The sequence below is a fragment of the Paenibacillus sp. LHD-38 genome, from assembly GCF_031157315.1.
Classification (GTDB): Bacteria; Bacillota; Bacilli; order Paenibacillales; family Paenibacillaceae; genus Pristimantibacillus.
The window spans coordinates 13,685-27,987 of record NZ_JAVIFU010000067.1 but is presented as its reverse complement, the minus strand read 5'-3'; the positions used below and the strand labels follow the sequence as shown (position 1 = coordinate 27,987).

The following is a 14,303-nucleotide window of genomic DNA, read 5'->3' as shown; positions in this document are numbered from 1 at the left end:
CCCACGTGTTACTCACCCGTCCGCCGCTAATCTTGTCCCGAAGGACAAGATCCGCTCGACTTGCATGTATTAGGCACGCCGCCAGCGTTCGTCCTGAGCCAGGATCAAACTCTCCAAATTGGTGTTTGAAATGCTCATTACTTTTTTATCGCTTTTTCGCTTATCCCGAAGGATTTGCGAGGCAGTTATTACTCGTTGTTCAGTTTTCAAAGAGCAATCTTTTCTTTCGTGTCAACCGCGTATTTCGTATCGGCGACTTTTATAATATATCACATTCGCCCATCTCTTTGCAAGTACTTTTTTTCGTTATTCGACATTTTTTTTAACTTGTCGTTTTTCGATCATGTAACCTGTAAAAGCGGCGAGTACTAATATATCATCTGTCCTCCATATAAGTCAAGCATGTTTTGCAGTATTTCTTTTGAAAACAAAAAGCGCTGGTTAGACCTGATAAATACGGCCTAACTAGCTCTATAAGTTCCTACATCTCTTTCTCAGTCATCATGTAGCGCAGCTCCAGTGCGCCAATATCCCCTAACTCATGCATAACAGCAACTTCGCGTATATACTCTCTCTTCACCAGCTTCTGAAGAACAAGCGATAAATCGACATGCAATACATTAATGGAGGGATGTGATTGCAGTTCTGCTATACTCCAAGGCTCCTCGCGGCTTCTCAGTATATTGAACAACAAAACGCAGCTTGTTTTCATTTTTGTCATTACAGAGAACTCACAGCCAAGCATAACTAATTGTACTCTTTGTTCCAACGTTTCCGGACTAACCGTTAGCTCTTCGTAAAGCTTGTATATTCCAGGATGAACCCGCTTCAGCTGCTTCCATACCGTAAGCTCAGGATGCCGGCCTTCTTCTATAAGAACAATGTGAGCCCAATGGTTAAGGGCAGTTAACACATGACTGTATGCATCAAGCAGATTACCGTCCAACAAGTCTTGCTTCGCTTGCAAATACGTTCTTAAGAATCCAGCAAATTCCGAAAACTGCTTTTGCTCCCGCATAGCATCAGGAAATTGAAGCAGACGTTCACGAACATCGCTTAAATAGCCGTCGCGATCCAACAAGATCTCCCCCCGAACTAGCCACTCAATAATATTGCGATTTTCTCCGCCGGACAACCATTCGTTCAAGCCAGCTGAATCAATGGTTCGAATCATCACGCGCTGACCCTCGAGTTGAACATGCTCCGTTTCATTAAATGCATGCTCATCATTTTTCACAACGAGTAATAATAAATCTAATCCATCAATTAATGGATTATAAGAATATGGGTTTTCTATTACAGCTAAACCGACAACACTAGGTTCATCTTGATAGCTGCTTGCGAAGTGCGCTTTTATATGTTCCACCGGTTCCTCCATATAGCTAATCACATTTTATTGAGCTATAATAATATTCTACAGTTTTATTCTTTTTCGACAGGTTAGAGGCACATTCCTGCTTACTAACTCAGAAAACAGTCCCATTTTAATAAGTCATTAGTCATAGGAAGGGTTTGAACGAATGAAAAAGTTCTTTTTTAAGTCGGCCAAAATTAATGAATTCCGTCTTTGGGGGCTTGTCTTTACCCTGGTTGGTATGGGCGTAATGATACTAGGCACTGCTGGCATCGTATTTTGGGGACAAGCCGGAAAAATTATCGCAGCTATTTTCATGGTAATCGGCATGATTTCGTTGCTCATTAGTGTAGCAGTTTATTTCTGGGCTGGTATGATGTCAACGAGCGCGACCATGCTGCAGTGCCCGGAATGCAGCCGGCCAACGAAAATGCTCGGCAAGACTGACCGTTGTATGTATTGCAAAACCATGCTGACGCTCGATCCCGCACAAGCGACGCACAGTCCGTCTGAACAGCAGGTTTAGTTCGAAATAAACAAAAAAACGCCTCCTTCCCTGTTGCATACAGAGAAGGAGGCGTTTTTCGTTCGCATCATTAAAATAGAATGTATTATGGCCTTTGCTTAATAGCATTGTCGATTGTTTTCCAAATGGACGGGGTTTGGAATGCTCGCTGCCAGGTTGCTACGCCTGCCAAATCATATTTCCGCACCAGGGCAACACGAGCTTTTATGGAAACATCGTCCTCGATCCAAATTCGAGTTAAATTTCCGTCTTCCTTATATTCCACGTAATTTTGACCCGCTGCTGCATCAAACACAGGCTTTAGTTTCTTCTCATTAATAATTTCCTTGATACGCTCCATACCGACTGCTTTTGAAGAGACAGTGATCTTACCATCTGCACCCTTCTTCTCCGTCCATATGCGTGTATATAATGGCATGCTGAGTATGAGCTTATTAGAAGGAACACCATCCTCCTGCATGATGCGAAGCACCGAGCTCTCCGTCCAAGGCAGAGAAGCAACCGAGCCTGACTTCGGACTTGACGCCCAATGCTCGTCGTAAGCCATGACCATCATATAGTCGACAATTCCGCCCAAGGCTGCGCGGTCTAGAAACAACGACCACATCTCACTATTCGATTTTGGCGTTACATCAACCGATACAACCAGACCCTGTTCGTGCAATAGCGGTGTAAGCTCACGGATAAACTGCACAAAATTGGCTTTATCCGAGGTGTGAACATTTTCAAAATCCACATTAATCCCTTGCAATCCATAAACCTGCGCGAAACCGATCAGCTGTTGGATCATTGAAAATCGCGATGCTGCAGTAGCCAAAACTTTTGACGTACGCTCAGGTTCAAAGTCATTGCTGAACAACGCCCAAACTTGCAGGCCTTGCTTGTGAGCCCATTTCACGTAAGCTGGATCAGCCTTGCCTTTAATCGTTCCTTTATCATCTGCTAACGCAAACCATGTTGGACTAACCACATTCAAGCCTTGCATGGCGGGGATCTTAGCCGAATCGATATTCCGGTCGTAAACGGCTTCCCATGTCATATTAATTTTGTTTCCGAGCACCTTCCAAGCGATGAAGGGGGTCTCCTCAGCTTGAGAAGGAATTTGGCTGATGTCCGTCAGTTTCACATCATTTTTATTCATGTAGCCAGTCAGACCATCGTTGCTCTGGACTAGCAGCCAACCATCCTGCTCCTTCCAAATTCTAAACGATTGACCTTGGGAGGCTTTTTGTAAAAAGGGGGCTCGGATCGTTGCTTCGGTACGTATAGCCGCGTCCTTCTCCGTTACTGCTTCTCCTAATTGGATTGAATCCCCTTCGGATAACAGAGTTACAGTACCCGTTTCTTGCTTATATTCAACATGTAACCCGTATAGTTCCTCTAAAGGTGCTGCTGGGATGTATACCGTCTCTCCCGTTTTTTCAGCGGTAATCGTTAAATTATAAGGCTTTTGATTAATCGTGGCCGATAAAGAATCTGTTTTGAGATGCAAAACTTTATTTGCCGTAGTTAAAATAATGGAGCCCGAATCTGGCTCATATCGGATAGGCTTGTCCTGACCAAGCACCTGCTCGAGTACGGGGAGAGGCAGCTTTACTTCGTTATTTTCAATAATTGCTCCCTGCTCGGCCTCTAAGCCTCGAATGAGAATCGGAAACTCGGATTGATATTCCGGATCTGCCTTTTCGTTGTTTGGAATATAGCGCATATATCCGTACCAGCAAAATACAACCAACACTCCCGCCAAAAATAAAAAAACTATGCTCCGGGTACCTCGGTTTCCTCTTGGGCGCGGCGCTCGGTTATAAATCGTTTCCAAGTCATCACTCTCCTACATGCTTTCTGTATGCTTCTGGCAAGCTTAAACGTTTGTCATGGTCTTATAGCAACAATGGGAGTCGATTCTCTCATATATAAGCAGATTCCTAAGCGAGAAATTAAAAATTGTTATGTCTCAATAAAAAACGTGCAGATTAGCGTTGAAGCGCTCCCCGGCACGTTCTATTTTTTGGCTTTGCGTAAATTATTTCGTTGACGTGGTGTTGCATGTCGAGCATATCCCGTATATTTCCATCCGGTGGCCTTCAACTACAAAACCCGTCACCCGTGAAGCGGCACGCTCCACCTCAAGCAGCGGCGGATAATCAAAGTCCACGATTGAACCGCAATTTTTGCAAATGGCGTGGTAATGATCGGATAAATCCGAATCAAAACGGCTAGAATCATCGCCATAAGTCAGCTCACGCACTAATCCAGCTTCTACAAATAAACGCAGATTATTATATATTGTAGCCACGCTCATGCTTGGATAAATTGGAGAGAGCGCTTTATAAATTTCATCTGCGGTCGGATGGGACATGGAGTCCATCAAGTAGCTTAATATGGCGTGACGTTGCGGGGTCATTCGGACGCCATTCATCTTCAGTTGCTCAAGTGCTAAGTTAACGCTGGCTCCCATTCCCCTCACGCCTTTCCTTAGTAGTTACAGCTATTGTACGTTCTAATTTAAGAGTTTGTCAATGAAAGCGCCTTTTTAGGAACGCCCAAATTGTTTGATCGCGATGCTGTTCGTTGCGTTAATTTGAATTCGAAAAGTGCCCTCTCCTATTGTTCCGCGTATGGTTTTCTTACTTACCTCCAGCGGCAGCTCCGTTGTAATATTACCGAAAGTTACCGATCCGTACACTGTAAAATGTCCGTCCACTGGCATCGTGAGCTTTACTTCGCCAACCGAGCTGTCCAGATCCCAATCGCCGCCAACCGTATCGCTGCTCAGCTCAATGCTGCCATTAAGCGTATCCGCTTTTACGGAAGCACCTGCTCCGTCCATTTTAATTTTACCATTTTTCGTTTCGGCCTCGATGTTTCCTTTAATATCTTTGATTTCCAAGCTTCCATTAAGCGTATTGGCAAAAAGCTTTCCTTTGATATCCGCTGCGGCAATCGTACCGTTCTTCGTCTCCAGGCTGGAATCACCGGATATTCCGTTAACGGTAATACTTCCATTATTACCTTTGACGGTTAAATCGCCGTTAATGTTGCTTACAGAAATAATCCCGCTGTTGCTTCGGATGTCTAAGCCGCCTGGCAGAGCCAATTCCTTTATTTCAACGGAGCCGTTATCTGATTCCACGCTCAGCTTCAAAGCTGGCTTCGGTTCCTCTGTCGGCTCAGGCGTCGGCTCAGTCTCCTCGTCCGAATTTGTATCCGTTGCCAACTGCATAGTCGAATCTACTTCTTCTTCAGCGATAGAAAATGGCATCTCCAGGCTCTTCTCTTTTGCCGCATCGAGTACACTATTCAAGTCAGGTTGCAACGGCGTCTCCGCAGCTTCTTCCTCCACCTGCACTTGATCAGAAAGAGACATTGGCACGGTGATGATCATATTCATTCTAGGCTTTCTGCTGCCGTTTGCGCCATAAGACTGACTTTTCGCCTCCAAGGTAACCTCCGCACCGGGATTGACTTTTACCGTTGACTGCTCAGCTATGACATCCGCTTCCGTCTTTTCGGCGACATCGACCCATACGGCCGTCAAAAGCTCAATTTCCTGCACGTCACCCGTACGAACGGTTACTTGTCCATTTGGATTAACGATACGAATGAGTGATGCTGCTTCATCCAAGGGAACTTTGATAACTGCCTTATCGTAACGGAAGCCCTTTTCTTCTCCATAATCGGCCGCTCCGTTTAGATCAACATTAAATTGATCCAGCCACCGAAAAGGAATATCTGCGTATTGCGTTACGACATATGCGGTCAGTGTAATGACTAAAGCAATCATTCCGCCTGCAACATCTAATCTAAGCTTCTTCTCCGCTCCTTTAAATTTTAAGCTGAATATTATGATTTCAAGGCCTAATATGATAAATATGACCGGCCACCATTGTCCAAGTAGCGAAATATCATTTCTTCCATTAATTTGATCGAGCAAAAGCAATATTCCTACGGTGAGGACAAGCACTGCAGCTGTAAAACGACCTAGCTTAAACATAGATACCGACCCTTTCCGTGAACGTAACAGCAGCATAATTGATGTCATCATAATGATTGGACCCACGCAGAGCTCCGCAAGCTCATTCATCCAGGGCAAAAGTGCCTGCGGGGGCCTTACCAAAATAAGCATAATGCTCCCCGATGCTAAAAGTAAAACTCCGTGCGTGAGATTTAACGCAACTGGTTTATGATTTCCTGCCTCAGCGCTCTGCAAGGAATCGAATACGCTTATAAAATAAAAGATTGGAAGCATGATGCCTAGATAAACAATCAACAGTAAATGTCTCCCGCCGTCAGAATCAGCTAATCGTACAATGGCTGTCAAATCCAGCCAAAAAGCCGCAATAAGCAATAATCCCTTCGGATGCTGCCCCGTATACATATGTCCTGCTCCTGGCATCAGGAACGCGAATAATACAGTGAGCAGCCTGTTTTTCATCCGTTTTATTCTGAGCTGACCCAACGTACACCCTCCAAATGCTTTATACTATCGAGAAGAACGAGCAGCGCTTCTGATTTTGGCAGCGTAATATAGAGCTGCAGCATAACCTGTCCGCCGTTTTCATCAGCCTCGCACTCCTCCAGCAGCATTTTTCTCATAACGATTTTCCGATCTGTCAGCAAGCTGTTGATATCCATCATGGCTTGAGACAAATCATTCGATTTTATTTTAATCAAATGTTCCTTCTTCGCGCTAATATACCTTTTCTCCAGCTTATTAAAAGCCCATAGCGTGACGAGCACCATAATTGTCGCGGTTGCAGAAGCGAAATAAAAGCCCGCTCCTACAGCTAACCCAATCGCGGATACGACCCAAAGCGAAGCTGCGGTGGTCAAGCCTGTTATCGACTTGCCCGTAAACAATATTGTACCTGCCCCGAGGAAACCAATCCCTGTGATGACAGCTGCAGCAAGACGAGCGGGGTCAACCCTTACATTCGGCTCATCGACAAAAGCCGAAAAGCCATACATAGAGAGCAGCATGAGCAAGCAAGAACCTAAACAAACCAATATGTTGGTTCGGAGTCCGGCCGCATGATTGGATTGCTCACGTTCAAATCCGACGAGACCTCCTAACAGCAGTGCCAGCATCAATCTTAGCAGAATATGAAGCTCACTTATATTCCAAGGATTGTTTAGTGAATGTAATTCCATTGCGATCCCGACCTTTCCATAATCGCTATTGTAACATAATTGTATGCAGCAAATGGAGCATACAGGTCTTCTAAACCGAGTATTGGTCAAAAAGAAAGACGCGATTCATCGGATGATGAACCGCGTCTTTACGTATGGTTGCGCTTATTTCAAGCGTTCAATTAACAGCTTATTTGCAAGCGCAGGATTAGCTTTCCCTTTAGAGGCTTTCATAATCTGGCCAACCAGGAAACCAATCGCTTTATCTTTGCCTGCTCTGTAATCCTCGACAGATTGCGGATTCGCTTCTATAATCTGATCCACGATCTGCAGTACGGCACCTTCATCGCTAATTTGAACGAGACCTTGCTCCTCGACAATTTGCTGTGGCAGCTTGCCGGATTCGAGCATCGCTTTGAATACGGTTTTGGCAATTTTACCATTGATCGTGCCTTTCTCAAGCAATCCGATCATTTCGCCTAAGCCTCGTCCGGTTATTTTCACATCGGAAATTTCCTGGCCATTCGCATTCAAGAAGCCTAGCAGATCGCCCATAATCCAGTTCGAAACGGTTTTGGCATCCTTGGTGTTGGATAAGCTTTCCTCAAAGAAATCAGCAAGCTTCTTAGATGAAGTAATAACTTCGGCATCGTAAGCTGGCAGGCTGTAATCAGCCGTGTATCTTGCTTTGCGCGCATCTGGCAGTTCCGGAATCGTTGCCCGAATGCTTTGCTTCCATTCCTCGCTGATGTGCAGCTGCACGAGATCTGGATCCGGGAAGTAGCGGTAATCATGTGCTTCTTCCTTGCCGCGCATCGAGAACGATTTCCCAAGCGCATCGTCAAAACGACGCGTCTCTTGGATAACCTCGCCGCCGCCGTCAAGAATTTCCGCTTGGCGGAACTGTTCGTATTCAAGTCCGCGCTGAACACCGCGGAAAGAGTTCATGTTCTTCAGCTCAGCCCGCGTTCCAAATTCCTTCTGTCCGTAAGGACGCAAGCTGATGTTCGCGTCGCAGCGCAAGCTGCCTTCTTCCATTTTCACATCAGACACATCGCAATATTGCATGATCGCTTTGATTTTCTCCAAATAAGCCTTTGCTTCTTCTGGAGTGCGGATATCCGGCTCGGACACGATCTCGATTAGCGGCGTACCGACACGGTTGAAATCGACAAGTGAGGCGAAACCGCCATCTACGTGAGTCAGCTTTCCTGCATCCTCTTCAAGATGCAGCCTAGTAATGCCGATTCGCTTTGTTTCGCCATTTACCTCGATATCGATCCAGCCATGCTCGCCGACCGGTTGATCGAATTGCGATATTTGGTAAGCCTTAGGCGAATCCGGGTAAAAGTAGTTTTTTCGATCAAACTTGCTAATATCAGCAATTTGGCAGTTAAGTGCCATTGCTGCCTTCATCGCGTATTCGACCGCTTGACGGTTCAATACCGGTAAAACGCCGGGGTGTCCAAGACATACTGGACAGGTATGGGTATTCGGCGGCGCGCCGAAAGCCGTCGAGCAGCCGCAAAAAATCTTACTATTCGTATGCAGCTCGACATGGACTTCCAGCCCGACAACCGTCTCGTATTTGTTCGGTTCAGACATTCGTATCGATCCCTTCCGTAAACGTATATGACCGCTTATAGCTGCGGACGTTGTTTATGATGCTCCGTGTGCTGCTCGAACGCATGAGCGGCGCGCAGCACCGTCGACTCGTCGAACGCTTTCCCGATAATTTGCAGACCGATCGGCAAGCCGTCAGCCGTACCGCACGGTACGCTTATAGCAGGAACCCCTGCCAAGCTAACCGGTATTGTACAAATATCGTTTAAATACATCGTTAACGGATCCCCAACCTGCTCCCCGATCCGGAATGCCGGCGTAGGTGCCGTAGGTCCGATAATCAGATCATATTGGCTAAACACTTGATCAAAATCCTGTTTAATCAGCGTCCGCACTTTCTGTGCCTTCAAGTAATAAGCATCGTAATATCCGGAGCTAAGCGCATACGTACCGAGCATTATCCGGCGCTTCACTTCCGCGCCGAAGCCCTCGCTGCGTGATTTTTTATACAAATCGATCAGGTTTTCCGGATTTTCCGCACGAACGCCGTAGCGTACGCCGTCAAAACGAGCCAGATTCGAGGATGCTTCCGAGGAAGCAAGCAAATAGTAGGTGGCAATCGCATACTCCGTATGCGGAAGCGAAACCTCTTCCCATGTAGCGCCCAATGATTCATATACCACTAGAGCTTGAAGCACCGCTTCTTTCACACGCGGATCAATGCCCGCTCCGAGGTATTCTTTTGGTACGCCGATGCGTAAGCCTTTGACATCTCCGGTCAACGCAGATGTATAATCAGGAATCTCCACGTTCGCAGAAGTAGAGTCGCCCGCATCGTAACCAGCAATTGCTTGCAGCACGTAAGCGGAGTCTTCTACATTTTTGGTAAGCGGACCGATTTGGTCCAGTGAAGATGCAAAAGCCACGAGGCCAAAGCGCGAAACAAGCCCGTAAGTAGGCTTAAGTCCCACGATGCCGCAGTATGCTGCCGGCTGACGAATGGAACCGCCTGTATCGGAACCAAGCGAGAAGTATACCTGACCCGCTGCAACCGATGCTGCTGAGCCGCCGCTTGATCCGCCCGGAACATACTCTGTGTTCCATGGATTGCGTGTCGGGTAATAGCTCGAGTTCTCATTGGAACCGCCCATCGCGAACTCATCCATGTTCAGCTTGCCAATCGTTACGGAATGGGCTGATTTTAGCTTCCGAACTACCGTTGCATCATAAATCGGATTGTAATTGCTTAAAAACTGGCTTGCACAGGTCGTAAGCAGGCCTTCCGTAACGATGTTATCCTTTACTCCCGCCGGCAAACCGAACAGCAAACCGCGTTCGCCGCCTTCTTGCAGCTGCTTGTCCAGCTCGGAAGCCTGCAAGCGTGCATTTTCTTCGTTCAATGTGATAAAAGCCTTGATAGCAGGCTCGGTTTCCGCAATTCTCGCATATGATGCGCTAACCAGCTCAGAAACGGATAGTTCCTTATTGTTAAGCTTGTTATGTACATCCTGCAGGCGCAAATCAAACAGTGCCAACAGTAGTTCCTCCCTTCAAATAAAACCCATTCTTATTATTCAAGTACCGCAGGTACTTTAAATTGTCCATCCTCATCATCAGGCGCATTCAGCAAAACCTTCTCGATTGGCAGCGACGGACGATTCTCATCCGCACGCATAACGTTCGTAATCGGAAGTACATGGCTGGTCGGATCAACATTGTCCGTGTCCAAGCCGTTTAGCTTTTCTGCATATTTCAAAATCGCATTGAGCTGCTCCGTAAACTGGTCCTTCTCCGAATCGGAAAGCTCTAACCGCGCCAGCCTGGCGACATGCTCTACATCCTTGGGCGTAATGCTCATCAGGTATTCTTCCTTTCCTATTCCTGTAATCATTCTTCCTATTATATCTCACTTACATGGCGAACATCAATGAAAACGGCAAACAACGCCCCTAAGCTCTTCCGATCCCATTTACTCAACAAAAAAAAGACTGTTCCGCAGTCAGTAAGTGACATGCAGAACAGTCCGCTATATGCAGCTGCGATTTAAATCCAAGCCTTTAAATTTACTTGCCGAATAAAGTCTGCAGGGCTGAGCGGTTCCTTGGCCGTATTGTCCTGTTCCGGTTCCGTTTCATTCCCGCCGTTCATAATCCGCTTAAATAATTCCTCGTTATGCGTAGCGAGCGCAAAATCAATTAGAGCCTCACGCTCAATGCGGTCAACCTCATCTTGAATGAGCACCTCTTCAAGCTCGACGTCCTCATCTGGAATGAGGAAATTGCGATTCGCCGAAGGAACCCGCAGCACATAATCAAAGACATTATCCGCGTTTCGATCGTACGCTATTATATAACCATGTTCCCCAATGGGAAGGTTTTGTTCATATTGGTCAGCCACAATGACGACCTTTGTGCCTAGCTGTAGCATCGTCTTCAACTCCCGTTTCTTCGCCGCTGATTCTTTCACTACTATCCTACTAAAAAATGATAGCGGTGTCCAATCGAAGAGAGTTAATAGACTGACATTTTTTTTAATCAACAGCCGAACTTTTTCGAAGGAATGCTGCAGAAACGCTTACTGCCGCTGCTATGCATACTATTGTGGAAGCTATCGCCCAGCCGAATCGACTAGTATTTGCTATACCCGTAACAACAGATTCATAAGCGAAGCCGCTTAACGAACCAGGACTCCATCCCAAAAATTTAGGGAAGAGACCTGCCAGCAAGGACAGCGCAACTGCCCCGCCAAGCGTTGAAAAAGCAGCCGCGGCCGGGCTCAGGAGCAATGAGCTGAAAAGAAGCGTTATCGCCATAACAAAGGAAAGCCATAAACCGTACACAATCAGGCTGCTTAACACACCCGAGAATGGAACCTCGCCGAACAGCAGCCCGGTATAATACCATGAGGCCAAATATCCTGCGGTAAGCGAGCCCCAGGCAAGGAGCAGCATAGACGTCCATTTGGAGCCGATGTAGGACAGTACAGAAATCGGCTTCACAAGAATGAGCGATGCCGCGCCGCTATTACGCTCACCGGATACCGTGCCCATGCAGGCGAGCACGAGCACAAGTACGCCCAGCGTACCGAATTGTTGAAGCGTTTGCGCTAACACCTCCGCGCCCAGCGGCTTCGGAATTTCAATAACCGTTCCTTCCGGCATACTTCCGGCATGCTCTAAGATGACGGGCATGTAATAAGTCGACACCGGCTGCATAATGCCAAGCAAAACAAAGATAAGCGGCACCCATAATAACTTGTAGCTCCGCACAAGCTCTAGCAGCTCTTTTTGAACCATGACCATGTAACGGTAAAAACCTGAGGATAAGGGCGCTTGAGGTAGGCTTAGGCTTATGCGTTCCATCGTTTCGCTTCTCATGAGCTCACCACCTTCATGAATAAGTCCTCTAATGAGGTATGGCCCACGGCCAGGCTGCTGAACTTGACTTGCTCCCGCGACAGCTCCTCCAGCAGGCAGCTCCTTGCAGCGTCCACGTCGTTAACGGTAAAACGGCCTGTCCTGTTTTGCAGCTCGGCCGCTTCGAATAAACTAGCCTTTTTCCCTGTTTTTGTCTCGAGATTACTTCTTTCTATAAAAGAGGATAACCAACGCTCAGAGTGAGTGTCCCTTTCGAGCTGCAGCTCGATAATCGGTTTACGATGTTCTTTCCGAATGGTCTCGATCGACCCTTGCAGCGCGACCTGTCCGTCTCGAATGATAATGACGTCATCGCATAGCTCCTCCGCATCATGCAAAACATGCGTCGAGAAGAGCACCGTCGTTTCTTGCTTCAGATCTCGCAGCAGTTCAAGCACCTCTCTGCGCCCGAGCGGATCCAGCGCGGAGACCGGCTCATCCATAACGAGCAGCTTGGGCTGATGGACGAGTGCTTGAGCAAGGCCCAGCCGCTGCTTCATTCCTCCCGAATAGGAGCCAATGCGTCTCATAGCAGCACTAGAGATTCCGACCCGTTCTACCAGCTCTTTTGCTCGTTTTTGGGCGGAAGCGGAGCTTAGGCCGCATAATTTCCCGGCGTAAACAACATATTCGTAGCCTGTCATCCAAGGATAAAAGCTAGGGGATTGCGGCAAATAGCCGATTAACCCGCGATGATTGCAAGCTTGAACAGAGCCCTGGAAAACCATTTGGCCCGCTGTCTGCTTTAGCAGTCCCGTAATCATTCGTATCGTCGTTGTCTTCCCTGCCCCGTTAGGACCAAGCAGCGCAACGCAGTGCCCTTCGGTTATGGAAAAATCAATGCCTGCGACCGCCTTAAACGTACCGAAGGTTTTGGTTAAGCCCCTTACCTGGAGAAGCTCCGTCATCCCTCATTCCTCCTCCCGGCAATAAAGAAAGCAATCGGCCCAAATAGATTAACAAATATGATGATCAGAACCCAAACCCATTTAGGGCCGCGCGTGCTCTCTGCCTTTGCGCATAGAACCAATGCAACGGTCATTAGAATCAACTGAATAACGATGATCGGCGCAATAATAGGTAAGATTTCAGATAATACGATCTCTTCGTTCATATAATAACCCCCGCTTTCATATCAACGCTCATCGCATCACTTATTATCCTTGCGTCTCACGCGCTTAAACCAGCCGCTTCGAACAATGAGGAAATAAAAGATAAGCGGCATAGGCACTTGTATTAAACCCCATATCCCCCACAGCCATGGCATGCTTTCCCGCTTTCGCGCGTCTATAAATAACCAGGTTGACTGTGCAATTAAGACAATAATGAGCAAAACCCAAAACCAAATCGGCATAACCTTCAGTTCTTCCATTCGCGCACCTTCCTTAAGCCCAACGTTAAGCTGACATAACCAATTCCGCATGCTGCAACAACGGCTTGAAGAATAGCAAACCATACCCAATTACGATCAATCATCCAAAGCATTAAGGCGAATATAAAGCAAGCGGCAGCCCACAAGAGCATCAGCTCTTTTCGCAGCTTTTTCTTCGTTTCCTGCTTATGCCTATCCACGAATACCTCGAATTGCTGCAGCTCAGGAACATCCGGCTTATGCGAAGCATCAAACCGCGTGATTGTGTTCTTTATCTGATCGTTGAACCACTGCTGATCATCTAACTCCTCTTTAGGCTTCTTCATGCTCTGTCAGCTCCTTCCGCAATTGCTTTAAACCATTGTGCAGCCTGGATTTTACAGTCCCAATGGGAATATCCAGCATCATGGAAATTTCCTCCTGCGCATAGCCGTAATAATATTTGAGCAGCACCGGAATCCGAATATCGCTGCTTAGCTGGCCTAATGCTTCCAGCGCTTCCGTCCATTCCTCTCCACGCTGCAAAGTATCATAGCGGATAGACCTAAGCGATTGCTCCTCTTTTAGCCAATGCCGTTCCAACTCGCTTCGGCGTATACGGTCAATAACGATTCTCGAAGCGATCGTAATGAGCCAAGTCGAAAATTTCGCATTCCCCCGAAACGTCGCTATTTTCTCAATCGCTTTCAGCATCGTCTCCTGCGTGACATCCTCCGCACGGCTTTTGTTCATCGTTACTTTAAGCAAATATTGATATAAAAAAGAATAATGCTGCCGCAGCAGCTCAGAGAGCGCTCGGGTGTCTCCGCGAACCGCTTGCTTAATCAGCTTCGTCTCGTCATGCACGAGCGCTGGACCTCCCTTACTATGTTCGTTTATACAGCTTAGACGGATAGCTTCTTGTATTCGTTCATTTCACTTCAAAATTTTTTTACACGATAAA

Annotated in this window: 16 protein-coding genes and 1 rRNA gene; 1 reads left to right on the top strand and 16 read right to left on the bottom strand. The window is 47.0% G+C overall.

Going from position 1 to position 14,303, the window contains the following annotated elements; translation table 11 throughout:
* Nucleotides 1-120, bottom strand: a 16S ribosomal RNA gene (locus RCO25_RS31290); the annotation flags it as partial.
* Between the two features lie 361 nt (nucleotides 121-481).
* A complete protein-coding gene (locus RCO25_RS31285; RefSeq protein ID WP_308999990.1) occupies nucleotides 482-1,366 on the bottom strand; it encodes a nucleotidyltransferase-like protein in 885 nt (294 codons plus the stop codon).
* Between the two features lie 154 nt (nucleotides 1,367-1,520).
* Here RCO25_RS31285 and RCO25_RS31280 point away from each other — a divergent pair, with 154 nt between their 5' ends.
* Nucleotides 1,521-1,880: a YgzB family protein gene (locus tag RCO25_RS31280; RefSeq protein WP_308999989.1), complete on the top strand. Its 360-nt coding sequence runs from the start codon at nucleotides 1,521-1,523 to the stop codon at nucleotides 1,878-1,880.
* Between the two features lie 85 nt (nucleotides 1,881-1,965).
* Here the strand turns inward: RCO25_RS31280 and RCO25_RS31275 are convergent, their stop codons facing one another.
* From RCO25_RS31275 to sigY, 14 genes are all read right to left on the bottom strand, one after another.
* Nucleotides 1,966-3,699: a glycosyl hydrolase family 18 protein gene (locus RCO25_RS31275; RefSeq protein ID WP_308999988.1), complete on the bottom strand. Its 1,734-nt coding sequence runs from the start codon at nucleotides 3,697-3,699 to the stop codon at nucleotides 1,966-1,968.
* A 204-nt stretch (nucleotides 3,700-3,903) separates the two neighbouring features.
* Nucleotides 3,904-4,338 (bottom strand): peroxide-responsive transcriptional repressor PerR, encoded by a 435-nt coding sequence (gene perR / locus RCO25_RS31270; protein ID WP_308999987.1) that lies wholly within the window; start codon nucleotides 4,336-4,338, stop codon nucleotides 3,904-3,906.
* 75 nt (nucleotides 4,339-4,413) lie between these two features.
* Nucleotides 4,414-6,339: a DUF4097 family beta strand repeat-containing protein gene (locus tag RCO25_RS31265; protein WP_308999986.1), complete on the bottom strand. Its 1,926-nt coding sequence runs from the start codon at nucleotides 6,337-6,339 to the stop codon at nucleotides 4,414-4,416.
* Nucleotides 6,321-7,031: an MgtC/SapB family protein gene (locus tag RCO25_RS31260; protein WP_308999985.1), complete on the bottom strand. Its 711-nt coding sequence runs from the start codon at nucleotides 7,029-7,031 to the stop codon at nucleotides 6,321-6,323. The genes RCO25_RS31265 and RCO25_RS31260 overlap by 19 nt, the downstream gene beginning before the upstream one ends.
* A gap of 144 nt (nucleotides 7,032-7,175) precedes the next feature.
* Nucleotides 7,176-8,615, bottom strand: a complete 1,440-nt coding sequence (gene gatB, locus RCO25_RS31255; protein ID WP_308999984.1) for an Asp-tRNA(Asn)/Glu-tRNA(Gln) amidotransferase subunit GatB — start codon at nucleotides 8,613-8,615, stop codon at nucleotides 7,176-7,178.
* A gap of 35 nt (nucleotides 8,616-8,650) precedes the next feature.
* On the bottom strand, nucleotides 8,651-10,108 hold the full coding sequence (gene gatA / locus RCO25_RS31250) for an Asp-tRNA(Asn)/Glu-tRNA(Gln) amidotransferase subunit GatA (protein ID WP_308999983.1): 1,458 nt from the start codon (nucleotides 10,106-10,108) through the stop codon (nucleotides 8,651-8,653).
* Nucleotides 10,109-10,143: 35 nt separating this feature from the next.
* Entirely contained in the window at nucleotides 10,144-10,431 is a 288-nt protein-coding gene (gatC, locus tag RCO25_RS31245; protein WP_308999982.1) for an Asp-tRNA(Asn)/Glu-tRNA(Gln) amidotransferase subunit GatC, read from the bottom strand.
* Between the two features lie 185 nt (nucleotides 10,432-10,616).
* Nucleotides 10,617-11,000, bottom strand: coding sequence for an ATPase (locus RCO25_RS31240; protein WP_308999981.1), 384 nt, complete (start codon nucleotides 10,998-11,000; stop codon nucleotides 10,617-10,619).
* A 103-nt stretch (nucleotides 11,001-11,103) separates the two neighbouring features.
* Nucleotides 11,104-11,949, bottom strand: coding sequence for an ABC transporter permease (locus RCO25_RS31235; protein WP_308999980.1), 846 nt, complete (start codon nucleotides 11,947-11,949; stop codon nucleotides 11,104-11,106).
* Complete coding sequence (locus RCO25_RS31230; protein ID WP_308999979.1) at nucleotides 11,946-12,896, bottom strand: ABC transporter ATP-binding protein; 951 nt, start codon at nucleotides 12,894-12,896, stop codon at nucleotides 11,946-11,948. The genes RCO25_RS31235 and RCO25_RS31230 overlap by 4 nt, the downstream gene beginning before the upstream one ends.
* Complete coding sequence (locus tag RCO25_RS31225) at nucleotides 12,893-13,102, bottom strand: PLD nuclease N-terminal domain-containing protein (RefSeq protein ID WP_308999978.1); 210 nt, start codon at nucleotides 13,100-13,102, stop codon at nucleotides 12,893-12,895. Before RCO25_RS31225 ends, RCO25_RS31230 begins: the two co-directional genes overlap by 4 nt.
* Before the next feature lie 36 nt (nucleotides 13,103-13,138).
* Nucleotides 13,139-13,360: a sigmaY antisigma factor component gene (locus RCO25_RS31220; RefSeq protein WP_308999977.1), complete on the bottom strand. Its 222-nt coding sequence runs from the start codon at nucleotides 13,358-13,360 to the stop codon at nucleotides 13,139-13,141.
* Nucleotides 13,348-13,686 carry a YxlC family protein gene (locus RCO25_RS31215; protein WP_308999976.1) on the bottom strand — a complete coding sequence of 113 codons (339 nt, stop codon included), beginning with the start codon at nucleotides 13,684-13,686 and terminating at the stop codon, nucleotides 13,348-13,350. Before RCO25_RS31215 ends, RCO25_RS31220 begins: the two co-directional genes overlap by 13 nt.
* Nucleotides 13,673-14,206, bottom strand: a complete 534-nt coding sequence (sigY, locus tag RCO25_RS31210) for an RNA polymerase sigma factor SigY (protein WP_308999975.1) — start codon at nucleotides 14,204-14,206, stop codon at nucleotides 13,673-13,675. Before sigY ends, RCO25_RS31215 begins: the two co-directional genes overlap by 14 nt.
* Nucleotides 14,207-14,303 lie beyond the last annotated feature (97 nt).